At 68.4% G+C, this 22,359-nt stretch carries 24 protein-coding genes; 8 read left to right on the top strand and 16 right to left on the bottom strand.

Translation table 11 applies throughout. The features are described from left to right. The first annotated feature begins 63 nt into the window (after positions 1–63). The 3 genes from AWB89_RS27045 to AWB89_RS17785 are packed head-to-tail and all read left to right on the top strand — an operon-like array spanning position 64 to position 2,359. Positions 64–228 (top strand): hypothetical protein, encoded by a 165-nt coding sequence (locus AWB89_RS27045; protein ID WP_139830586.1) that lies wholly within the window; start codon positions 64–66, stop codon positions 226–228. After that, entirely contained in the window at positions 229–1,722 is a 1,494-nt protein-coding gene (locus AWB89_RS17790; protein WP_085095735.1) for an alpha,alpha-trehalose-phosphate synthase (UDP-forming), read from the top strand. A gap of 58 nt (positions 1,723–1,780) precedes the next feature. Beyond that, positions 1,781–2,359, top strand: a complete 579-nt coding sequence (locus tag AWB89_RS17785) for a hypothetical protein (RefSeq protein ID WP_085175437.1) — start codon at positions 1,781–1,783, stop codon at positions 2,357–2,359. Between the two features lie 5 nt (positions 2,360–2,364). Here the strand turns inward: AWB89_RS17785 and AWB89_RS17780 are convergent, their stop codons facing one another. The 12 genes from AWB89_RS17780 to AWB89_RS17725 all read right to left on the bottom strand — a co-directional run bounded on the left by AWB89_RS17780 (position 2,365) and on the right by AWB89_RS17725 (position 14,194). Further along, positions 2,365–2,847 carry a mammalian cell entry protein gene (locus tag AWB89_RS17780; protein WP_085095739.1) on the bottom strand — a complete coding sequence of 161 codons (483 nt, stop codon included), beginning with the start codon at positions 2,845–2,847 and terminating at the stop codon, positions 2,365–2,367. Further along, positions 2,847–3,566 carry a mammalian cell entry protein gene (locus AWB89_RS17775; protein WP_085175435.1) on the bottom strand — a complete coding sequence of 240 codons (720 nt, stop codon included), beginning with the start codon at positions 3,564–3,566 and terminating at the stop codon, positions 2,847–2,849. The genes AWB89_RS17780 and AWB89_RS17775 overlap by 1 nt, the downstream gene beginning before the upstream one ends. After that, the gene (locus AWB89_RS17770; protein ID WP_085175433.1) at positions 3,566–5,290 is read right to left on the bottom strand and encodes a virulence factor Mce family protein; all 1,725 of its coding nucleotides are present in this window, start codon (positions 5,288–5,290) and stop codon (positions 3,566–3,568) included. The genes AWB89_RS17775 and AWB89_RS17770 overlap by 1 nt, the downstream gene beginning before the upstream one ends. A 6-nt stretch (positions 5,291–5,296) precedes the next feature. After that, positions 5,297–6,463, bottom strand: coding sequence for a virulence factor Mce family protein (locus AWB89_RS17765; protein WP_085175431.1), 1,167 nt, complete (start codon positions 6,461–6,463; stop codon positions 5,297–5,299). After that, on the bottom strand, positions 6,460–7,890 hold the full coding sequence (locus tag AWB89_RS17760) for a virulence factor Mce family protein (RefSeq protein WP_085095746.1): 1,431 nt from the start codon (positions 7,888–7,890) through the stop codon (positions 6,460–6,462). Before AWB89_RS17760 ends, AWB89_RS17765 begins: the two co-directional genes overlap by 4 nt. Beyond that, positions 7,887–8,951, bottom strand: a complete 1,065-nt coding sequence (locus tag AWB89_RS17755) for a virulence factor Mce family protein (RefSeq protein ID WP_085175429.1) — start codon at positions 8,949–8,951, stop codon at positions 7,887–7,889. The genes AWB89_RS17760 and AWB89_RS17755 overlap by 4 nt, the downstream gene beginning before the upstream one ends. Continuing rightward, positions 8,941–9,993, bottom strand: coding sequence for an MCE family protein (locus AWB89_RS17750; protein ID WP_085095750.1), 1,053 nt, complete (start codon positions 9,991–9,993; stop codon positions 8,941–8,943). The genes AWB89_RS17755 and AWB89_RS17750 overlap by 11 nt, the downstream gene beginning before the upstream one ends. Then, a complete protein-coding gene (locus tag AWB89_RS17745) occupies positions 9,993–11,195 on the bottom strand; it encodes an MCE family protein (RefSeq protein WP_085095752.1) in 1,203 nt (400 codons plus the stop codon). Before AWB89_RS17745 ends, AWB89_RS17750 begins: the two co-directional genes overlap by 1 nt. A 19-nt stretch (positions 11,196–11,214) precedes the next feature. Continuing rightward, positions 11,215–12,057 carry an ABC transporter permease gene (locus AWB89_RS17740; protein WP_085095754.1) on the bottom strand — a complete coding sequence of 281 codons (843 nt, stop codon included), beginning with the start codon at positions 12,055–12,057 and terminating at the stop codon, positions 11,215–11,217. A 16-nt stretch (positions 12,058–12,073) separates the two neighbouring features. Then, positions 12,074–12,838, bottom strand: a complete 765-nt coding sequence (locus tag AWB89_RS17735; protein WP_067012245.1) for an MlaE family ABC transporter permease — start codon at positions 12,836–12,838, stop codon at positions 12,074–12,076. Positions 12,839–13,077: 239 nt separating this feature from the next. After that, entirely contained in the window at positions 13,078–13,989 is a 912-nt protein-coding gene (locus tag AWB89_RS17730; protein ID WP_085095756.1) for a 3-oxoacyl-ACP reductase, read from the bottom strand. 13 nt (positions 13,990–14,002) lie between these two features. Further along, positions 14,003–14,194 (bottom strand): ferredoxin, encoded by a 192-nt coding sequence (locus tag AWB89_RS17725; RefSeq protein ID WP_085095920.1) that lies wholly within the window; start codon positions 14,192–14,194, stop codon positions 14,003–14,005. Between the two features lie 212 nt (positions 14,195–14,406). Here AWB89_RS17725 and AWB89_RS17720 point away from each other — a divergent pair, with 212 nt between their 5' ends. From AWB89_RS17720 to AWB89_RS17705, 4 genes are read left to right on the top strand one after another with little or no spacing between them, the layout of a single operon-like run. Further along, positions 14,407–15,588, top strand: a complete 1,182-nt coding sequence (locus AWB89_RS17720; RefSeq protein WP_085095758.1) for an acyl-CoA dehydrogenase — start codon at positions 14,407–14,409, stop codon at positions 15,586–15,588. A 27-nt stretch (positions 15,589–15,615) separates the two neighbouring features. Continuing rightward, a complete protein-coding gene (locus AWB89_RS17715) occupies positions 15,616–16,713 on the top strand; it encodes an acyl-CoA dehydrogenase family protein (RefSeq protein WP_085095760.1) in 1,098 nt (365 codons plus the stop codon). A gap of 4 nt (positions 16,714–16,717) precedes the next feature. Then, positions 16,718–18,226, top strand: coding sequence for a long-chain-fatty-acid--CoA ligase FadD17 (gene fadD17 / locus AWB89_RS17710; RefSeq protein WP_085175426.1), 1,509 nt, complete (start codon positions 16,718–16,720; stop codon positions 18,224–18,226). Between the two features lie 12 nt (positions 18,227–18,238). Beyond that, on the top strand, positions 18,239–18,946 hold the full coding sequence (locus tag AWB89_RS17705; protein WP_085175424.1) for a serine hydrolase: 708 nt from the start codon (positions 18,239–18,241) through the stop codon (positions 18,944–18,946). Between the two features lie 21 nt (positions 18,947–18,967). On the opposite strand, the gene AWB89_RS28320 is transcribed toward AWB89_RS17705, so the two are convergent. After that, positions 18,968–19,096: a hypothetical protein gene (locus tag AWB89_RS28320; protein WP_263992747.1), complete on the bottom strand. Its 129-nt coding sequence runs from the start codon at positions 19,094–19,096 to the stop codon at positions 18,968–18,970. Between AWB89_RS28320 and AWB89_RS28405 the strand changes: the two genes are divergently transcribed. Continuing rightward, positions 19,089–19,223 carry a hypothetical protein gene (locus tag AWB89_RS28405; protein ID WP_372515195.1) on the top strand — a complete coding sequence of 45 codons (135 nt, stop codon included), beginning with the start codon at positions 19,089–19,091 and terminating at the stop codon, positions 19,221–19,223. The two genes, AWB89_RS28320 and AWB89_RS28405, sit on opposite strands and share 8 nt — an antisense overlap. On the opposite strand, the gene AWB89_RS17700 is transcribed toward AWB89_RS28405, so the two are convergent. Genes AWB89_RS17700 through AWB89_RS17690 form a run of 3 tightly spaced genes read right to left on the bottom strand, consistent with a single transcriptional unit; the run spans position 19,189 to position 22,351 of the window. Beyond that, a complete protein-coding gene (locus tag AWB89_RS17700; RefSeq protein WP_085175422.1) occupies positions 19,189–20,739 on the bottom strand; it encodes an acetolactate synthase large subunit in 1,551 nt (516 codons plus the stop codon). The two genes, AWB89_RS28405 and AWB89_RS17700, sit on opposite strands and share 35 nt — an antisense overlap. Continuing rightward, positions 20,736–21,560, bottom strand: coding sequence for an amidohydrolase family protein (locus AWB89_RS17695; protein ID WP_085095768.1), 825 nt, complete (start codon positions 21,558–21,560; stop codon positions 20,736–20,738). The genes AWB89_RS17700 and AWB89_RS17695 overlap by 4 nt, the downstream gene beginning before the upstream one ends. 23 nt (positions 21,561–21,583) lie before the next feature. Beyond that, a complete protein-coding gene (locus tag AWB89_RS17690) occupies positions 21,584–22,351 on the bottom strand; it encodes a fructosamine kinase family protein (protein ID WP_085175420.1) in 768 nt (255 codons plus the stop codon). Positions 22,352–22,359: the final 8 nt, after the last annotated feature.

Here is a 22,359-nt window from a genome sequence, read left to right as displayed (position 1 = left end):
CACATTACGGCCAGTATGTAAGCGGGTCCTCGGCGGGTGCCGCCGTTGGCCTAGAGTTATGTCATGCCTACGAAATCTGATCCTGGCGAAATCGGCGACGTGGAGCCCTTGGCCGACAGCACCGCAAGCCAGGCCAGGCGGGTCGTCGCCGCGTACGCGAACGACGCCGACGAGTGCCGCGTTTTCTTGTCCATGCTCGGTATTGGACCGGCCAAGCTCGACACTTAAATGGCTGCCAGGGGAGGCAAGTCTTCGGAGAAGACGGCAAACTCCGTGCGCTTCGGCAATTCCGACTTCGTGGTGGTTGCCAACCGGCTGCCGGTCGACCTCGAGCGGCTTCCCGACGGCACGACCGCCTGGAAGCGCAGCCCCGGGGGGTTGGTCACGGCCTTGGAGCCGCTGCTGCGCCGCCGGCGCGGCGCGTGGGTCGGCTGGCCCGGGGTCGCCGATGACGAGGACGAGCTGGACTACGAGCCCATCGAGCAGGACGACCTGCACCTGCATCCGGTGCGGCTGACCAGCGACGACGTCGCCGAGTACTACGAGGGTTTCTCCAACGCCACGCTGTGGCCCCTGTACCACGACGTCATCGTCAAACCCATCTATCACCGCGAATGGTGGGACCGTTACGTCGACGTCAACCGCCGCTTCGCCGAGGCCACGTCGCGCGCCGCGGCCCAGGGCGCGACGGTGTGGGTGCAGGACTATCAGCTGCAACTGGTGCCCAAGATGCTGCGCGAGCTGCGGCCCGACCTGACCATCGGCTTCTTCCTGCACATCCCGTTCCCGCCGGTGGAGCTGTTCAGGCAGATGCCGTGGCGCACCGAGATCGTCGAGGGGCTGCTCGGCGCGGATTTGGTGGGCTTCCATCTGCCCGGCGGTGCGCAGAACTTCATGGTCCTGTGCCGGCAGTTGATCGGGGTCAACACCTCCCGCGGCTCGGTCGGGGTGCGGTCGCGGTTCGGCGAGGTGGAGCTGGAGTCGCGCACCGTGCGGGTGGGCGCGTTTCCCATCTCCATCGACTCCACCGCGCTCGACCACGCGGCCCGCGACCGCGACGTCAGGCGCCGCGCGCGGGAGATCCGCGCCGAGCTGGGCAACCCGCGCAAGATCCTGCTCGGCGTCGACCGGCTGGACTACACCAAGGGCATCGACGTTCGCCTGAAGGCGTTCACCGAGCTGCTGGCCGAGGGCCGCGCCAAGCGCGACGACACCGTGCTGGTTCAGCTCGCGACGCCGAGCCGCGAACGCGTGGAGAGCTATCAGATCCTGCGCAACGACATCGAACGCCAGGTCGGCCACATCAACGGCGAATACGCGGAGGTCGGTCACCCGGTGGTGCACTACCTGCATCGCCCGGTGCCTCGCGACGAACTGATCGCGTTCTTCGTGGCCAGCGACGTCATGCTGGTCACGCCGCTGCGCGACGGGATGAACCTGGTGGCCAAGGAGTACGTCGCCTGCCGCAGCGACCTGGGCGGCGCGCTGGTCCTGTCCGAATTCACCGGCGCCGCAGCCGAACTGCGGCAGGCATACCTGGTGAACCCGCACGACCTCGAGGGGGTCAAGGACGCGATCGAGGCGGCGCTCAACCAGACTCCCGAGGAGGGCCGGCGCCGGATGCGCACGATGCGCCGCCAGGTGCTCGCCCACGATGTCGACCGCTGGGCGCGGTCCTTCCTTGACGCTCTCGCGGAGTCGCATCCGCACGACGCCAACTAGCCATGGTGTCGCGGCCGAAACGCTGTGATACTCGATGCAGCGTGAAGGGAGGGGCACTATGAAGCTCCGTCGCGGGCTGGCCGCCGGCGCCGGCATCTGCTCGGCCGTCGCTCTGGGGATCGCGTTGGAATCGGGCCACCCGGCCGGCGCCATCGGGCCGCCCGCGGACGGCACCTACACCTTCAACGAGGCCGGCGTCTCTGGAGTCACCTGGACCATTTCGGCGCTGTGCGTTCAGCCGTCCGGCACCCGGAACATGAACGACTATTCGGACCCGATCGTGTTCGCGATGAACTGCGCCCTGAACGTCGTGAGCTCGACGCCCGAGCGGATCACCGCGGCGGACAAGCTGCAGAACTTCAGCGGGCGGGCCCGCATGTCGAGCATGCTGTGGACGTTCAAGGTGGACAAGGCGGACGGCGTTTCGTGCCCGGGCGGCGGCAACGCGCCGACCACCGAAACCTACGCGTTCAGCGACGAAACGATGACCGGCACCCACACCATCCTGCACGGCCCGGAGTGCGGGCTGCAGTCGGACATGAAGAAGCAACCGTTCTCGCTGCAGATGGCCGGCCCGCCGCCCAGCCCGGTCGAGCGTTACCCGTTGCGCTGCAACGAGTTTGCGATGTGCTTCTGAGCCTGCTAGATCGGCGTGATGTAGGCGATCAGCCACTGCCTACCGATTTTGGTGAAGTCGACCCGCAACCGGCTGCCGTCGTAGAGCGGCTGCCGTGACTTGTCGGTCACGGTGCGGTTCATGTACACCATCACCGACGCCGAGGTGCGCTTGGCCGACATGACGCCCACGCCAACGACATTGGCCTGAACGACCACCTCGCGCTTCTTGGCCTCCGGAATGATTTGCGTGTTGACGCTCTTCTGGAACTCTTGGCGATACGCGGGCGTCAGCAGCGGGTAGGCGGCCGACAGGCTGCGTTCGACGGTCTGATAGTCGTAGGCGAAGACCTCGGGTATCTCCCTGGCGGCCAGCCCCGGCAACACCGCACGCGCCGCCGCCTCGCCGCGCGTCTGGACCCGCTCCCAGTAGAACCAGCCGGCCGCCGCGGACAGGCCGACGAATGCCACCGCCAACAACGAACCCGCGGCGGCGATCAGCCACCGCATCAGTTCCCCCCGTCGGGATACTTCAGGTCGTAGCCCGTCATCTGGCCCCGCTCGTCCTCGTGCACGATGACCCGCAGCCGATACGGCATGGACGGCTTGTTGGTCCCGTCCATGTCGGCCACCGTGACTCGCACCGACACCAGCACCGACGCGTTGTCGGTGACCGAGTCGACGCCCTCCAACGCCGCACCGTTGATGACGGCTTCCGACGTGGCGTTGGTGGAGCGGAACAGGGCCTTGAGGTTCTCGATGTTGTTGTTGGCGCCCAGCATGCCGTGCAGCGGTCCGCTGGTGCCGTTGTAGAACCGGTTCACGCTGTCGTCGATGTTGTCCTGCTTGTAGCTGAACATGTTGACCACCGTCTGCGTGGCGGTGTCGACGAAGCGCTGGTCACGCGCCTGCTGCGCCTCGGCGTGCCGTTGCTGGATGATCAGGGCCGTCAGGCAGCCGGCCAGGGCGCCGACCGCCAGCAACGCCGCGGCGAACGACGTCCACAGCACCAGGGTCCGGTGCGGTCGCCGCCGCGGCGGCGGCTTGACCGGCTTGAGCGTCGTCGCCTTCTTGGCGGCGGGCTTCGCCGCCGGCTCGGAGTCGGCCGGGGCGTCGAGCTGGACGGTGGCGGGCCCCTCGGATTCGCTCTTGGCGGGACCCGCCGCGCGGGATGCCCGCCGACGGACGCGCTGCGTCGCCGGTTGTACTTCTGTCGCCGCGGCGTCCATCAAAGAGGCCTCGGATCACGCATCAGGTCCACCCAGTTCTCGGCGCTGGACGCGCCGCTCGTGCCGGGCGCGAAGATACCAGTGCTGCCGGCCGGGTCCACGAAGGCGCCGGTGTGCTGGTCATACGTGGTGTAGGCCGGACCGCTGGCCTGCGGCTGATTTCCGGGCGGCGGCCCCCACGGCTTCTCCGGTCCCGGGCCGGCCGGAGGCGGATTGATGCCCTCCGGCGGCGCCGGCGGGGGCAGCCACTTCGGATACGGCAATAGCGGCGGCACCGGCGGGACGCCCGGCGGGTGCCACGACGGGTTGCCCGGCGGCGGCCCGCTGTCGTTCGGGGGCGGCGGATCGTACGCCGGCTGGTGGTTGGGCAGCGGTCCCGGCCCGGGGACCACGCCGGGCGGCGGCGGCCCGACGATGGGGGTGCCCGGATCGGGTTCCGCGCCGGGCGGGATGTACGGGAACTTGTTGGGCGGCAACACGTTCAGCCCGTTGGTCACCGGGGTGTCGTAGGGCACCGGCGGTCCCCGCCACGGGTTGCGGCCCACCGGCACGTAGCCGTTCGGGTCGCGGCAGAGCTGGATCGTCGGTGCGCGCTTGCCGGGGAACTCCTGGCATGGATAGTTGCGGGCGCCGCGCACGGTGCTGGGATCGTTCTGCGCCGCCTTGCAGTACATGTCCCTCGGCAGCTCGCGCAGCGTCTCGTCGGCCGGTGTGCGCATCAGCGGCGGCGGCAGGAAGCCGACGGCGCACGGCGGCGGGTCGTTGAGGTCGAGCTTGAAGTCCAGCTTCGCGCCCTCGTCTTGCGGGGCGCCGCCGGCGGCCGTGGTGATCGCCGCGAACAGCGCCGGCAAGACCACCAGCAGCTGTTCGATCGACTTGTGGTAGATGACGCCGACCCGGCCGAGGTTGGCCAGGCTGGCGGCCAGCGCCGGGAACGACGGCCGGATCCCGGAGAACGCGGTGCTGGCCTCGTCGGTGGCGCCCGGCGCGGTGGCCAGCGTCTGGCGCAGCTGCGGGTCGGCCTGCCGCACCTCGGAGGTGAATCGCGCCAGCCCATCGGACAGCGACTTGATGTCGGCGCCCGCGCGGATCTGGGCCTGCAGGAACGGGCCGGCCTGGTCGATCAGCTGGGAGACCTGCGGGTAGTTGGCGTTGGCCTCGTCCACCAGCAGCCGGGCCGACTCGATGAGCCGGGCCAGCTCGGGGCCGGAGCCGTTGGCGGCGATGAACGTCTCGTGCAAGAGCTCGCGGAGCCGGGTGTCACCGAGGCTGTTGACCAGTGCCTCGGCCCGCTTCAGCAGGTCGGCGACGTCCTGGCCGATGCGGGTGTTCGCCCGGTCGATCCGGGATCCGTTGTGCAGCTTGGTGGATGCCGGATTGCCCGGCGGCACCAGGTCGATGTACTGCTCGCCGACGGCGGAGACGCTCTTCACGGTGGCGGTGACGTTCGACGGAATGGGGGTGCCGCTGTTGAGCCGCATCTCGGCGGTGACGCCGCTGGGGTTCAGGCCCACCGACTCCACCCGGCCGACCGCGACCCCGCGGTAGGTGACGTTGGCGTTCTGGTACAGCCCGCCGCCCGCGACGAAATCCGCACTCACGCCGTAGGTTCCGAGACCGAACGTGGCGGGCAGGCGCAGGTAGAAGACGGCCATCACGCTCAGCGTGATCGCGGTGATCACCGCGAAGATGCCGAGCTGGATTCTGGTGAGTTTGTCGAGCATCGCCGCCTACCGTCCCTCAGAGCCGGCGGCCGCGCCGGCCGGAATCGTGAACGGGTCGGCCGCCTGCCCGGACAGGTTGGCCAGTTCGCCGGTCAGGAAATCGGGTGGGTTGAGGACCTCGCTCATGTGCATCATGTTGGGGTCCAGGGCGTACGACGTGGTGAAGAACGTCTCACCGAGCCGGCGCAGGGTGAGGTCGAAGGTGGTGAACACGTTGAGGTAGTCGCCGCGCACCGACTGCTTGATACCGAAATTCGGGAAGGGGAACGTCAGCAGGATCTGCATCGACGTGACGAAGTTCCTCCGGTTGTCGCTCAGCGCCTTGACGACCGAGTACAGGCCCTTGAGGTCTTCGGCGAAGTCCACCTTGGTTTTTGCCAGGATGTGGGAAGTCACGTTCGCCAGCTTCTTCAGCGCGGCGAACGCCTCGACGATGTGGTCCCGGTTTTTGTTGAGCACCCGGAGGGCCTCGGGCAGCGTGTCCAGCGCCCGGCCCAGGTTGTCCTTGTCGCGCGCCAGGGTCCCGGAGAATCGGTTCAGCCCGTCGACCGCGTCGATGATGTCGTTGGTTTGCCGGTTCAGCCCCGCCGTCAATTCGGCGAGCCGGGGGATCAGGTCGGCGAATTGTTCCTGGCGACCGGCGAATGCCTGATAGGTCTCGTCGGTAATGTCTTCCAGCGCACCGAGATTGCCCTTGTTGACGACGATGCCCAGCGCCGAAAGCACCTCTTCGGTGGTGGGATAGCGGCCCGTGTTGGCCTCCGAGATTTTCGAACCGTCCTTGAGCCGCCCGGTTTCCGGCTTGTCCTTGGGGCGCGCCAGGTCAATGTGCATCGACCCCAACAGCGACGTCTGGGCCACGGTCGCGGTCGCGTTGGCCGGCAGCACCACGTTCTTGTTCAGCGCTAACTTGACTGCGGCATAGAAGGATCCGTCGGCCCGCTGCTCGGCCGAAATGCCCGAGACGCTGCCGACGGTGACGTCGTCGACCATCACCGGCGAGTTCTGCGGCAGCGTCGCCACGTCGGGCATCTCGACGGTGATCGAATACGCGCCGCTGCCGTGCCCGGCGGTGCCGGGCATCGCCAGGGAGTTGAGGCCGTTGAACTGGCAGCCGGCCAGTAGCACACCGCCCGCCGCTAACACGCTGCCGCGCGACCAGATTCGTTTCATCCGCCACCGCTCAGGTTGGCCGACGGGCCGCCGGGCGGGGGGCCGGGCAGCGGGCCGAACGCGTTGCCGGGCCCCGGGCCCGGCGCCGGAGCGGGATTCGCGCCGGCCGGCGGCGGACCCGGAAGCGGCCCGGTCTGCGGTGCCGTCGGGACCAGCAGGGCCTGCAGATCCGACGGGTTCTGGGCGGGCGGGGCCGGGTGCGCGCCCTGGGCCGGTATCCACGTCAGCTCCGGTACGGGAGTGGCCGCCTTGGCCTGGGTCTCGGGGGTGTCGTAGATGATCTGGCCCTTGTACGCGGTGATCGTGTTGAGCGGGTGGAACATCACCGGCGGGTAGTTCACCGCGAGCCGGCGCAACACCGGGCCCAGCCGCTCACGGCAGATCTCGGCGCGCCGGTAGTAGTCGGGCGCTCGCGGCCCGCCGGCGGTCTCGAAGGAGCCTCCGCAGATGAACTGGACGGGGTTGGCGAATTCGGGGATCGACAACAATCCGTTCAGGGTGCCCTGCGCCGGGTCGTAGATGTTGTAGAAGTTGGCGATGCCGGGGCCCGCCACGTGCAGCACCTGCTCGATGTTGTCGCTCTGGTCGCTCAGGGTCTGGGCAAAGTCGTTGAGGTTGTTGACCGTATCGATGATCGTCGAGTTGTTCTCGTGCAGGAATCCCCGGATGTCGGAGAGCGCCTGATTGAGCGTGCCCAGCGTGTTGTCCAGATGCCGCGAGCTGTCGGCGAGCACCTGCGACACCGAGGCCACGTTCCCGGCGAACTGCACGATCTGTTCGTTGCTCGCCGACAGCGCGTCGACCAGCACCTGCAGGTTCTTGACCGTGCCGAAGATGTCGCTGCGCGAATCCCCCAGCCGCCCAGCGACTTGCGAGAGCTCGCGCAGCGCGTTGTGGAACGACTCGCCCTTGCCGTCGAGCGTGTCAGCGGCCTGGTTGATCGCCCTACCCAGCGGCCCCTGCATCGATCCCGTCGTCGGCCCCAGCTGGACGGCCAGCTGCGTCAGGGACTCCTTCACCTCGTCCCATTCCACCGGCACCCCGGTGCGGTTCAGGTCGATGCTGCCGCCGTCGGGAAGCACCGCCCCGCCGGTGTACGCCGGGGTGAGCTGAATGAACCTCGCGGACACCAGGTTCGGCGAGATGATGACGGCCTTGGCGTCCTTCGGGATCTTGATGTCCTTGGCCACCGACATGGTGATCTTCACGTCGGACGGGCGCGGCTCGATGGTGTCGATCGAGCCGACCGGCACGCCCAGGACGCGGACCTGGTCTCCGGGATAAAGACCGACGGCGGAGGTGAAGTACCCGATGACGGTGCGGTTGTTGCCTTGCGCCGACAGCACATACACGCCACCCGCCAGCATCGCGACCAGCGCGATGATGACGGCGTAGCGCACGCTCCTGTTGCCGGTGAACCGTGTCATGGGGACTTCGGCCTGATGATCCAGCGTTCCTGAATCAGCCCGCGCAGGTAGTCGGCGAGGCTGGCCGGCAGCTTGCCGGGCTGGTAGAAGAAGTCGAACATCGTCGCGACCAACGGCGCCGGGATCACACCGTAAACGTTGACGTTGAAGCCCGGACCGGAACCGACGACCTCGCCCAGCTCGGTGGCGTAGGTGGGCAGCCGCTTGAGCGCCTCGGTGATGTAGTCGCGGCGCTCGTTGAGGTTGGCGAGCACCGCGTTGAGCTTGGTCAGCGCCGGCCCGAATTCCTTGCGGTTGTCGGCGACGAAGCCGGAGATCTGCTGCGACAGACCGCCGATGCCCGAGATCAGCTCGCCGATCGCGGCGCGCCGCTCGTCCAGCGCGGCGAACAGCTCGTTGCCGTCGTCGACCAGCTTGTTGACCTGTCCGGCGCGCTGCGACAGCACCGTCGTCACCGACTTCGCATGCGCCAGCAGGCCTTGCAGCGCCTCGTCGCGGCGGTTCAGGGTGCGGGACAGGGATGTGACGCCGTCCAGCGCGCCGCGCAATTCGGGCGTGGCGTCGTGCAGCGTGTCGGTCAGCACGTCGAGGGCCTGCTCGAACTGCGGCTTGTTCAGGTTGCTGGCGTTGTTGCCCAGATCCTCGAGCGCACCGGCCAGCGTGTACGGCGTCGTCGTCCGGCTCAGCGGAATGCTGGTCGCCCTGCCGGTGCCCGCCGGGGTCACCGCTATCGAACGCTCACCGAGGATGGTGTCGGTGCGGATCGCGGCCATCGACTGGTCGCCGACGACGACGTGCCGATCCACGCTGAACGTCACCTTGGCGCTGTTGCCGGCCAGGCCGACGGACGACACCTTGCCGACCTTGAAGCCCGACACGTAGACGGCGTTGCCGGGGTTGATGCCGCCCGCGTCGGTGAAGTAGGCGTCGTAGATCTTGCCCTGCGGCCAGAACGGCAGGCCGGCGTAGCCGAACGCGATGAGGACGACGCAGACCACCAGCACGACACCGAAGATGCCGGTGCGCAACGGGTCGCGTTCGCGCCTTGCGTTACTTGACAAAAGCGCACCTCCCCTTGCTGGGATCGACCGGGCCGCCGAACGGTATCAGGAGGTCGCTGCCGGCCGGCCCGTTGATCTTGATGGTTACCGAGCAGAAGTAGATGTTGAAGAACGACCCATAGGCCCCGAGCGCGGACAGCCGAAGGTAGTCCTCGCCGAGTTGCTCGACGTCGTTGTTCACCTCGGCCTTGCGGTCGTCCAGCTCGGTGGCCAACGGCCGGGTGTTCTGCAGGATGCCCTGCAGGGGCCGGCGCGAATTCTTCAGCAGGTCAGTCAGATCCGTGGTCGTCGACGCCAGCGGCGGAATGGCGCCCGCGATCGAGTCCTTGTTCTTGGCCAGCCCGGTGATCAACTGCTGCAACTGGTCGACGCTCGCGGAGAATTGCGCGCTCTTCTGGTCGACGGTGCCCAGCACCGTGTTGAGGTTGGTGATCGCGTCGCCGATGAGCTGGTCGCGCTGGCCCAGCGCCGACGAGAACGCGCTCGTGTCGGCGAGCACGTTGGACAACGCCCCGCCCTGCCCCTGCAACAGCTGGATGACCGCGCTGCTGATGGTGTTGACCTTGTCCGCATCCAGGCCCTTGACCAGCGGCCGCAACCCACCCAACAGCGCATCGAGATCCAGCGCGGGCTGGGTGTGCTGGGCGTTGATCGTCCCGCCGGGCGGCAGCTTACGCAACTCCCCCGGGCCCGATGTGATCTCCAAATAGCGGTCCCCGACCAGGTTTTCGTACCGGATCACCGCGCGCGTCGACGAATAGAGCGTGTAGCGGCTGTCCACCCCGAACTTCACGTCGATCGTGTTGTCGGGGTTGAGCTTGACGCCCGACACCGCACCGACCGGCACGCCGGCGATGCGGACCTTCTGGCCGGCCTTCAACTTCGACGCGTCGGTAAACGTTGCGTGGTAACCGGTTTCGGACCCGAACCGGAAGTCGCCGAACACGATCACCAGCGACGCGCTCACCAGCAGCATGGCCACCGCGAAGATGCAGACCTTGATCAGCATCGACCGGTGCGAGGGCACTCCCGCGGCCGCCATCAGAAGTCGTCCCGTTCCGCGAAGGCGCCGTGGAACAAGAACTGCAGCGTGGAGGGCGCGTCGAACTGCAGCTCGGTGAACGGCTCGTACGGGATGTTGGCGTTATCGGTGACCAGGAAGGGCGATCGATAGAACGACCCGCCGGTCTGCTTGGTCGGCAGGTCCGGCAGCCCCCGGCAATTGGGCCCTCCGGAAGCGTTGACAATCGGCAGCGACTCCGGATACGTGTACGACGGCGCGCCGAGTACGAAGCTGGACGACGTGAACAGGCCCGCCTTGCGGACACCGAGCAGCGGCGCGAACTCCTTGATGCCGCGCTCGACACCGTCGAAGAAGCAACCGAATTCCGGCGAGTAGTCGTGAGCCACCTTGATCGGGGCGCGCAGCCGGTTGATGGCGTCGATGAAGTTCTGCTCCGCGGGTTCCAGCGTGTCGTAGGCGTTGTTGGCCAGACCGATCGTCGCCAGCAGCGTGTCGTTGAGGTTGTTCTGCTGGTCGACGACCGTCCTGTTGATCGTCGGCAAGTTGTCGAAGACGGTGTTCAGGTCGGGGGCGGCGTCGGCGTAGGTATTGGTGACGATCCCGGCCTTGCGGAAGTCCTCCTGCAGGGCGGGCAGCTTCGGGTTCGCCTGGCGCGCCAGGGTGTTCAGTCCCGCCAGCAGCGACCCGAAGTCGTCGCCGTGGCCACGCAGTCCTTCGGACAGCGCGCTCAGCGTCCCGTTCAACTCGACCGGGTCGACCTTGTGCAGCAGGTCGATGAGCGACTGGAACAGGGTGTTGACCTCGAGCGCCACCGCCGAGGCCTCCACGTGCGCGTCCGGGCGCAGCGACGTCGGCGAGGGCGTCTGGGGCGGAAGGAATTCCACCGACTTGGCGCCGAAGATGGTGTTGCCCGCGATGTGCACGGTGGCGTTGGACGGGACGAAGTGCATCTGGTCGCTGTTGATGGCGAGCGTCAGCCGGGCCTGGTCACCCGAGTAGTCGATGGCGGTGACCTTGCCGATCTGGAGGCCGCGGTATTTGACCTTGGCTCCCTTGTCCATCACCAGCCCGGCCCGAGGCGCCGAGACCGTGACGGTGTCGGTCGAGGCGAAAGCCGCCGTGTACGAGAGGTAGGTCACGACGGCGAAGGCCACAATCAAACTGGCCAGCAGCGCCGCTGCCAGCCGAACAGATGTGCGTCCCGATCCGCCGTCCGCCATGTTGCTTTGCCGGTCCCCCTTATCCGGAGAGGTTGAAGTTACCCGACGCGCCGTAGACGGCCAGGGAGATGAACAAAGTGATGACGACCACGACGATCAGCGAGGTCCGCACGGCCTGGCCGACCGCGATGCCGACGCCGACCGGTCCGCCGCTGGCGTTGTAGCCGTAATACGTGTGCACCAGCATCACCGCGATGGCCATCACGATGGCCTGCAGGAAGGACCACAAGAGGTCCGACGGTATGAGGAACGTATTGAAGTAGTGGTCATAGAGGCCCTTGGACTGGCCGTTGATGTACACCGTGGTGAAGCGGGCGGCGAAGAACGCGGCCAGCACCGACAGCGAATACAGCGGAATGATCGCGATCAGGCCGGCGATCAGCCGGGTCGACACCAGGTAGGACACCGACTGCACCGCCATGCATTCGACGGCGTCGATCTCCTCGGACACCCGCATGGCGCCCAGTTGGGCCGTCGCGCCCGCGCCGATGGTGGCCGCCAGCGCGATGCCCGCGATCACGGGGGCGACGACGCGGACGTTGAGGAACGCCGACAAGAATCCCGTCAGCGCCTCGATGCCGATGTTGCCCAGCGACGAATACCCCTGCACGGCGATGACGCCGCCGGAGGCCAGGGTCAGGAAGGCCGCGACGCCGACCGTGCCGCCGATCATCACCAGAGCCCCTGCGCCCAGGGTCATCTCGGCGACGTTCCGGATCGTCTCCTTGCGGTATTGGGTGAGCGCTTGCGGCACGTAGCGCACCGTTTTGCCGTAGAACAACGCCTGTTCGCCGAAGTCGTCGATGGGCGCCTGCAGCCGCGACATGAAACGGCGAAACCGGAGGGTGGCGTCGTAGCTCATCGGGTGCCCACTCGCCTCACTTGGCCGAAATCCGCACGCCGATGGCGGTCATGACCACGTTGATGACGAACAGGCAGATGAACGCGTAGACGACGGTTTCGTTGACGGCGTTCCCGACGCCCTTGGGGCCGCCCTTGACCGTCAGGCCGCGGTAGCACCCGACCAGGCCGGCCATCACGCCGAACAGCAGCGCCTTGACCTCGGCGAGCACCAGCTCGCGCAGCCCGGTGAGCACGGTCAGGCCGTTGATGAACGCGCCCGGGTTGACGCCCTGGAGAAAGACGGAAAACACGTAGCCGCCCGACAGGCCGATGGCGCACACCAGGCCGTTGAGCAACAGCGCGACCACCGTGGACGCCAGCACCCGCGGCACCACCAGCCGGTGGACCGGGTCGATGCCCAGCACCCGCATCGCGTCGATCTCTTCGCGGATGGTGCGGGCGCCCAGGTCGGCGCAGATCGCCGTGGCGCCGGCGCCGGCCACGACGAGCACCGTGACCACCGGGCCCAGCTGGGTGACGGTGCCGAAAGCCGTTCCCGCGCCGGACAAGTCGGCCGCGCCGATCTCGCGCAGCAGGATGTTGAGGGTGAACGCCACCAGCACCGTGAACGGGATCGAGACGAGCAGCGTCGGAACCAGCGAGACCCGGGCGATCATCCACGTCTGTTCGAGGAACTCGCCGAATTGAAACGGCCGCCGAAAGGTCTCGCGGCCGGTGTCGATCATCATCTCGAAGAACCCGCCGACAGCGCGGGCGGGGACGGCAAGTTGTTCTCTCAATACGGCCACCCCCTCTGCTGGTCGCGGCGAAGCCTGTGAATCGCCTTTGCATTGTCTTCGGTCGCTCCCGGCCCGGTGTGAGCCGGATCATATTAACTCAGAAGAAGTACACGCTGTCAATGAACAGCATTTCTGTATCCGAACCGTTAATTTGTCCAGGTCAGACGCGTTGCCCGGGCTCCAATCTGACACATGTTCTACTCACGGATTCCCCCCCGTAAAGTGCGTTTACACAGCTATTACTCCATCAGTCCGACGGCGGAAAAGTTACGTTCTGGATCGCGTCCAGCAAAGTATTTTTGGAGCTCGCCGCTGAGCTGGCCGGGTTCCCAGGCCGGCCCGTCGGCGGTGAACCGGTGTTCCGCCGTCGGCGCGGCAACAAGCGTCACCTGCGGACCGTAGACGATGAACACCTGACCGTTGACTTCCGCGGCGGCCGGCGACGACAGGAACTTGACCAGGCTGACCACGTGTTCCGGCGACAGCGGGTCGATGCCGCCCTCGTCAACCTCCGGCGCCGCCCCGAACACGTCGGCCGTCATCGCGGTGCGGGCCCGCGGGCAGATCGCGTTGGCGCACACCCCGTAGCGACCCAGCGCCCGCGCGGCGGTGAGCGTGAGCGAGATGATGCCGGCCTTGGCCGCGCCGTAGTTGGCCTGGCCGACCGGCCCCACCAGGCCGGCCTCGGAGGCCGTGTTGACGATGCGGCCGAACACCGTCCCGCCCGACTCCTTGGCCTTGTTGCGCCAGTAGGTGGCCGCGTTGCGCGTCAGCAGGAAATGGCCGCGCAGGTGCACCGCGATGACGAGGTCCCATTCCTCGTCGGACATGTTGAACAGCATCCGGTCGCGGGTGATCCCGGCGTTGTTGACGACGATGTCCAGGCCGCCGAGCCCGTCGGCGGTGGCGACCAATTCGTCGGCCGTCGCGCGCTGACTGATGTCCCCGGCGACCGCGACGGCCTTGGCGCCGGTGGCACTGATCTCGTCGATCACATCGGAGGCGTCCAGCCCACCGGCGACGTCGTTGACGACGACGGTGGCGCCGAGACGGGCTAAGCCGAGCGCCTCGGCGCGACCCAGTCCCGCGGCCGCACCGGTCACCACCGCGACCTTGCCGGACAGATCGGTCGCGTTTGTGCTGCTAGTCAATTTATGAATACCTCTAGTCTTCGCGCAGCAGCGCGGCGCGGGGGCACTCCGCGATGGCCTGCTCGGCCAGCTGCTCTCGGTCGGGCGGAATCGGGTCGGTCTTCACGATGGCGTAGTCCTCGTCGTCCAGGTCGAACAGGTCAGGCGCGATTCCCATGCACACCGCGTTCCCTTCACACCGGTCACGATCCACGATCACCCGCACGGCACCCTCCTTGAACCTGGCCTTCAAACTGAGCACTCGCCCCGTCGGTATGTAGGTACACCATAGGGCCCCAGTGCCTCAGGGGAAACGGTCGCTGGATTCCCAGACTAGAACGTGTTACAACCGGGGAGGCGAACGGGTAGCCGTTGGCAGGGTTACCACGCGTGACGTGGCATTCGATATCGACGCTTGACGAACAAGGACGGCTGACAATGCGCATCAGTTATACCCCTGAACAGGAGGAGCTGCGTCGCGAGCTGCGGTCGTACTTCACCACGCTGATGACCCCGGAGCGGCGCGAGGCGCTCAGCTCGACACAGGGCGAGATCGGCACCGGCAACGCGTACCGCGAGGTCGTCTCGCAGATGGGCAAGGACGGCTGGCTCACGCTGAACTGGCCCAAGGAGTACGGCGGGCAGGACCGCTCGCCGATGGACTCGCTGATCTTCACCGACGAGGCGGCCATCGCCGGCGCGCCGGTGCCGTTCCTGACGATCAACAGCGTCGCGCCGACGATCATGGCCTTCGGCACCGACGAACAGAAGAAGTTCTTCCTGCCCAAGATCGCGGCCGGGGACCTGCACTTCTCGATCGGCTATTCCGAGCCCGGCGCCGGCACCGACCTGGCCAACCTGCGCACCTCCGCCGTGCGCGACGGCGACGACTACGTGATCAACGGCCAGAAGATGTGGACGAGCCTGATCCAGTACGCCGACTGGGTCTGGCTGGCGGTGCGCACCAACCCGGAAGCCAAGAAGCACCGCGGCATTTCGATGCTGGTGGTGCCGACGACCGCCGAAGGCTTCTCCTGGACCCCGGTGCACACGATGGCCGGCCCCGACACCAGCGCGACCTACTACACCGACGTGCGGGTCCCGGTGAGCAACCTGATCGGCGAGGAGAACGGCGGCTGGAAGCTGGTGACCAACCAGCTGAACCACGAGCGGGTCGCCCTGGTCTCGGCGCAGCCGATCATCGTGGCGCTGCGCGAGGTCCGCGAGTGGGCGCAACACACCAAGGACGCCAGCGGGGCCCGGCTCATCGACTCCGAGTGGGTGCAGCTCAACCTGGCCCGGGTGCACGCCAAGGCCGAGGTGCTCAAGCTGATCAACTGGGAGCTGGCGTCGGCGGCGAGTGAGAACCTGTCGCCGGCCGACGCCTCGGCGGCCAAGGTGTTCGGCACCGAGCTGGCCACCGAGGCCTACCGCCTCCTGATGGAGGTCCTGGGCACCGCGGCCACGGTGCGCCCGGACTCGCCCGGCGCCCTGCTGCGCGGCCGGGTCGAGCGGATGCACCGGGCGTGTCTGATCCTGACCTTCGGTGGCGGCACCAACGAGGTGCAGCGCGACATCATCGGGATGGTCGCGCTGGGACTGCCCCGAGCCAACCGCTGAGCTTCCTCTATATAAGGACGAGAATTCATGGACTTCACCACAACAGAGGCCGCGCAGGATCTCGGCGGGCTGGTCGACACCATCGTGGACGCGGTGTGCACCCCGGAACATCAGCGTGAGCTCGACAAGCTCGCCCAACGATTCGACCGCGACCTGTGGCGCAAGCTGGTCGAGGCCGACATTTTGACCAGCGCGTCTCCGACGTCGCTCGGCGGCGACGGCTTTGGCGTCCTCGAGCAGGTGGCCATCTTGGTCGCGCTGGGCCACCAGCTGGCCGCGGTGCCCTACCTGGAGTCGGTGGTGCTGGCCGCCGGGGCACTGGCCCGGTTCGGCTCCGAGGAACTGCAACAGGGCTGGGGCGTGCCGGCGGTCCGGGGCGAGAAGATTCTCACCGTCGCGCTCGACGGCGAAATGGGCGAGGGGCCGGTGGCTGCCACCCGTTCTGGTGACGGCTACAAGCTGACCGGGACCCGCACGCAGGTCGCCTTCGGCCCGGTCGCCGACGCCTTCCTGGTTCCGGCCGAAACCGATTCCGGTGGCGCCGTTTTCCTGGTCGCCGCCGACGATCCGGGCGTCACGGTGACCGCGATGGAGACCACCGGGCTCGGCAGCGTCGGGCACCTGGCGCTGGACGGCGTTCAGGTGGACGGCGGGCGGCAGGTCGGCGACGGGACCGTCGCCGCCTGGCTCGATACTCTGACCACCTTGGGCCGCAGCGCCTTTCAGCTCGGGGTGCTGGAGCGGGGCCTGCAGCTCACGGCCGAATACGCCCGCACCCGTGAGCAATTCGACCGCCCGATCGGCAGCTTCCAGGCGGTGGCGCAGCGGCTGGCCGACGGCTACATCGACGTCAAGGGGTTGCGGCTGACGCTGACCCAGGCGGCCTGGCGGGTGTCGGAGGACATCCCCGCCGAGATCGACGTGGCCAGCGCGGCGTTCTGGGCCGCCGACGCCGGGCATCGGGTGGCGCACACCGTCGTGCACGTGCACGGTGGTGTCGGCGTCGACACCGACCACCCGGTGCACCGTTACTTCCTGGCCGCCAAGGAGATCGAGTTCGCGCTGCGCGGCGCCACCGGGCAGTTGCGTCGCATCGGGCGTGAACTGGCGGAAACCCCTGCCTAGCTTCGTGCTTCCGCCCGACCCCACGGTCACCAAACTGCTGGCGCCGCTGGCCGAGATCGACGACAGCGGGGTCTATTTCGAGGACTCGTTCACCAGCTGGCGCGACCACGTCCGCCACGGCGCCGCGATCGCGGCGACGCTGCGCGACCGCCTCGACCCGGCCAAGCCCCCGCACGTCGGCGTGCTGCTGGAGAACACCCCGTTCTTCTCGGCGATGCTGGTCGCGGCGGGGATGTCCGGGATCGTGCCGGTGGGGCTCAACCCGGTGCGCCGCGGTGAGGCGCTGGCCCGCGACATCGCGCACGCCGATTGCCAATTGGTGCTGGCCGATGCGAAATCGGCTGGGCCGCTGGGCGATATCGAGCACGTGAACGTCGATTCCGCCGAGTGGGCCGACGAGGTGGCCGCCCACCGTGACGCCGAGCCGAGCTTCCAGTCCGCATCGGCCGCGGACCTGTTCATGCTGATCTTCACGTCGGGAACCAGCGGTGAACCGAAGGCGGTGAAGTGCAGCCACGGCAAGGTGGCGATCGCCGGCGTGACGATGTCGCAGCGCTTCGACCTCGGCCGCGACGACGTCTGTTACGTGTCGATGCCGCTGTTCCATTCCAACGCGGTGCTGGTGGGCTGGGCGGTGGCCGCGGCGTGCCAGGGCTCAATGGCGTTGCGGCGCAAGTTCTCCGCGTCGAACTTCTTGGTCGATGTCCGCCGGTACGGCGCCACCTACGCCAACTATGTGGGCAAGCCGTTGTCCTACGTGCTCGCCACCCCGGAGCGGCCCGACGACGCGGACAACCCCCTGCGCGCCGTCTACGGCAACGAGGGCGTGCCCGGCGACATCGAGCGCTTCGCTCGCCGGTTTGGGTGCGTCGTCCAGGACGGGTTCGGTTCGACCGAGGGCGGGGTCGCCATCGCCCGGACCCCCGACACACCGCCGGGCGCGCTGGGGCCGCTGCCGGACGGGATCGAGATCGTCGACCCCGACACCGGCGAGCCGTGTCCCGTCGGGGTGGTCGGCGAGATCGTCAACACCGCGGGGCCCGGCCGTTTCGAGGGCTACTACAACGACGCGGCCGCCGAGGCCGAGCGGATGGCCGGGGGCATGTACCACAGTGGCGACCTCGCCTATCGCGACGAGGACGGCTACGCGTATTTCGCTGGGCGGCTTGGTGATTGGATGCGCGTCGACGGCGAAAACCTGGGTGCGGCCCCGATCGAGCGCGTGCTGTGTCGTTACCCGGACGCCGCCGAGGTCGCGGTGTACGCGGTGCCGGACCCCGTCGTCGGCGACCAGGTGATGGCCGCGTTGGTGATGGCGGCCGGCGCGGAGTTCGATCCCGAAAAGTTCCGGGCCTTTCTGGCCGAGCAGCCCGACCTGGGACCCAAGCAATGGCCGTCGTACGTGCGCGTCAGCGCGGAACTGCCGCGCACGGTGACCTTCAAGGTGCTCAAACGGCAGTTGACGGCGCAGGGCGTCGACTGCGGCGACCCGGTGTGGCCGATCCGCCGGTAGCCCTGTCAGGACATGACTCCCCCACCGCCCGGGTTGGAGGCGAGCTTCCAAAAGCTGGCCGCCGCCGTCCCCGCCACGATCGGCATCGCGGTCGCGGGCCCCGGTGTCGGCGGGGCACTTTCCCTGGGCCGGTGGTCGTCCGGTGTCGCATGGTCGACGATCAAGGTGCCGCTGGCAATCGCGGCCCTGCGCCGTGATCCCGCGCGCGCCCACGACCTGGCGGTCAAGGCCATTACGGAATCCGACAACGAGGCATCGGAGCGGTTGTGGTCCCAGTTGGGCGATCCGCCGCGGGCCGCCCTGCAGGTTCAGGCCGTCGTGCGCGAATGCGGCGACCCGGCCACCGTGGTCGAATCAGAGCGGATTCGCCCGCCGTTCACCGCGTTTGGGCAGACGCAATGGCCTCTCGACCGGCAGGCGCGGTTCGCCGCGGGGCTGCCCGGCCTCGGTGACGCCGCGACCGTCATCGATCTGATGCGCCGACTCGCCCCCGACCAGCGTTGGGGGCTGGCCGGCAAAGGCATTGCGGCCAAAGCCGGTTGGGGGCCCGGGCTGGCTGACGGCTACCTGGTCCGGCAGTTCGGCATCGTCCCCACCGAATCCGGACACGTGGGTGTGGCGCTGGCGGCAGAAGCCGGCGCGTTCGACGCGGGGGTCGACGTCATCAACGCGATGGCGGACTGGCTGCTCTCCCAGGTTCCCGCCATTACCGGGCGGTGACAGGGCGGATGGCCGTGGGGTTCAGTTGCCGAGCTCGTGCGCGTCGCGCCAAATCACCTGACGTAAGACCACTTTGGTGAAACGGCGGCTGTACTCGTACACGACGACCGCGGCGAACCCACTGACGGTTACCGGCAGCGTGATGAACACCGGAAACATCCCGTTCGAGCTGGGGCCCCTGTACATCTCGGAAAGCCCCAGCGGTCTGGGCACCACGATCTTCGATACCTGGCGCGCCGGCGCTACCCCATCAGCGACGGCACCACCGCGTCGATGAGGTGCGGTCCGGGTTCGGCGAAGGCCGAGCGCAGCGCGTCGGCGAACTCGTCGGCCGTGGTCACGCGGCGCGCCGGAACCCCCATCCCCTCGGCGATCTTGACGAAATCCATTGCGGGGCGCGACAAGTCGAGCAAATCCAGCGCATTGGGGCCGGGCGCAGAGCCGGCGCCGACGCGCTGCAGCTCGATTCGTAGGATGTCGTAGGCGCTGTTGTCGTAGAGCACGGTGGTCACGTCGAGGTTCTCGCGGGCCTGGGTCCACAACCCCGAAATCGTGTACAGCGCAGACCCATCGGACTCCAGGCACAGCACCGGACGATCGGGGGCGGCCACCGCCGCACCCACCGCGGCGGGGATACCGTACCCGATCGCGCCGCCGGTCAGGGTCAGCCAATCGTGCGCCGGCGCACCGGCGGTGGCCGCCGGCAGCAATAGCCCCGAGGTGTTCGACTCGTCGACGACGATCGCCCGCTCGGGCAGCAGCGCCCCGATCACGTCGGCGGCCGACGCGGACGTCAGGGCACCCGTCGGCAACTGCGGGCGCGAGGCCGGCGCCACGGGCGCGACCGTGCCGGGGGCCAGCTCCTCGGCCAACGCGACCAGAGCCGCTGCCGCGCCATGGTTTTCGGCGAGCACATGCACCTCGCAGCCGGCCGGCACCAGGTCGCTGGGCATACCCGGGTAGGCGAAGAACGACACCGGCGACTTGGCGCCCGCCAGCACCAGGTGCTTGGCGCCGTTGAGTTGCGCGGTGGCCGCCTCGGCGAAATAGGCCAGCCGCTCGACGGCGGGGACCCCCGCGCCGCGCTCGAGCCGCGTCGGGAACGTCTCGCACAACAACCGGACCCCGGTCGCCTGGGCGATGCGCGCGGCGGCGGCCAGCCCCGGCCCGCGGGTGGCGTCGCCACCGATCATCAGCACGGCCGGCTCCCCGGAGCGCAGCACTTTCAGCGCCTCGGACGCCAGGGTGGGATCGGGTTGTGGCTCTTGGGCGGGCGGTGTGCGAGTGGGTTCCGCCCCATCCGACCACGACGCGTCGGCCGGCAGGATCAGGGTGGCGATCTGCGAGCCCGACCGGCTGGCGGCGATCGCCTCGACGGCGTCGGACGCGACGTCGGCCGCCTTCTCGGTGCGGCGCATCCATCCCGAGACGCTGCCGGCGAGCGCGTCGATGTCGGATTCCAGTGGGGCATCGTACTTTTTGTGGTAGGTGGCGTGGTCGCCGACGACCACCACCATCGGCACGTGCGCCCGCCGCGCGTTGTGCAGGTTGGCCAGCCCGTTGCCCAATCCCGGGCCCAGGTGCAGCAGCACCGCGGCGGGCCGGTCGGCCATCCGCGCGTAGCCGTCCGCCGCGCCGGTGGCCACCCCCTCGAAAAGGGCCAGCACGCCACGCATTTCGGGAACCGCGTCGAGAGCGGCGACGAAGTGCATCTCCGACGTGCCGGGGTTGGCGAAGCAGACGTCCACGCCGCCGTCGACCAGGGTGTTGATCAGTGCCTGAGCGCCGTTCACCGGTTTGCCTCCAGTCCAAAAACACGTTCGGCGTTGCCCCGCAGGAAGTCTCGGCGGGCCTCATCGCTGAGCCCGAGTTCATCCAGTCCCGCCAGAGCGTGGGTGTGCGTGATCATCGGGTAATTCGTGCCGAACAAGACTTTGCGTTGCCCGGTACCGGTTTTCATGAAACGAACGAGTTCGTCGGGGAGTCGCTTGATCGTGTAGGCCGACGTGTCGATGTAGACGTTCTCGTGCTTGCGGGTGACCGCGACCATCTCCTCGGTCCAGGGATAGCCGACGTGTCCGCAGACGATGACGAGCTCGGGAAAGTCGAGCGCCACCTGGTCGATGTAGGGGATCGGGCGCCCGGTCTCCGACGGCCGCAGCGGCCCGGTGTGACCGACCTGGGTGCAGAACGGCACGCCGGATTCCACGCATTCTGCGAACAGCGGATAGTAACGGCGGTCGGTGGGCGGCGCGTCCCACAGCCAGGGCACCACCCGCAGACCGACGAAGCCCTCCTGCACGCGGCGGCGCAGCTCGCGGACCGCCGCCATCGGGCGATCGAGGTCCACCGCGGCCAGACCGGCGAACCGGGTCGGGTGCGACCCGACCCATTCGGCGACCTCGTCGTTGGAGACCAGGTCTTGGCCGTTCGGGCCGCGCCACGCGCTCAGCAGCCCGAAGCCGACGTCGCCGGCGTCCATGGCCGCGATGGTCGCCTCGATGGGAATGTCGGTGTCGGGGATCGACCCGCCGGTCCAGCGCCGCAGGGAGGCCAGCATGTCGCTGCGCAGGAACCGTTGCGTCGGGTGTTGCATCCAGACATCAATGGTCATCGCGCTCCAACATAGACCGCCGGTCAGGCGGCCAACGCGGCGCGGGCGGCGGCTCCCGTCCGCGCCACGTGCCCGCCGCCGAACAGCACGACGTGCGCCAGCAGCGGGTAGAGCTGACGCAGCCCGATGCGGCCGCGCCAGCCGGGCCGCAGCGGGTGGACCCGCTGGTACCCGGCCAGGATGACATCGTAGTGCGGGCAGCCGAACAGCGCGAGCATCGCCAGGTCGGTCTCGCGATGGCCGGCGTGCGCGGCGGGGTCGATCAGCACCACGCCGTCGGGTGTCCACATCACGTTGCCGCCCCACAGGTCGCCGTGCAGCCGGGCCGGCGGGTCGTCGTCGTCGAAGTCGCCGGCGCGGCAGCGCGTGGCGACGGCGTCGATCGTGGCGCGCGTCGACGCGTCCAGCCGCGGCGCGGCCAGCTCGGCCATCGGGGCCAGCCGCTCGTCGGCGTAGAAATCGCCCCACCGTCGGTGCTGGCGCAGCGACATCGGCAGCGGCTGCGACAGCGGCCCGAAGAACCCGGGCCCGTCCCAGCCGTCGGGGCCGGCGCCGAACGCGGCGGCGCCCGCGTCGTGGGTGACGGCCAATTGGGCGCCGAACACGTCCGCCGCCTCGGCGCTCGGCGGCACGGATTCAAGCCGCCGCAGGGTCAGGCTCGTCGCGGCAACCGAGACGACCTGCGCGCAGGGCACGCCGCCGTCGACGCCGGCAAGCCACCGCAAACCCGCTGCCTCCCAGGCGAAGTAACCGGCGGGCACGTCCGGGTGCTGCTTGACGAAGTCGGTCACGCCGCTGG

It is taken from the genome of Mycobacterium paraense (assembly GCF_002101815.1).
In the GTDB taxonomy this organism is placed as follows: domain Bacteria; phylum Actinomycetota; class Actinomycetes; order Mycobacteriales; family Mycobacteriaceae; genus Mycobacterium; species Mycobacterium paraense.
The sequence above is the reverse complement of the archived record's forward strand: the minus strand, read 5'-3'. Positions and strand labels throughout refer to the sequence as shown.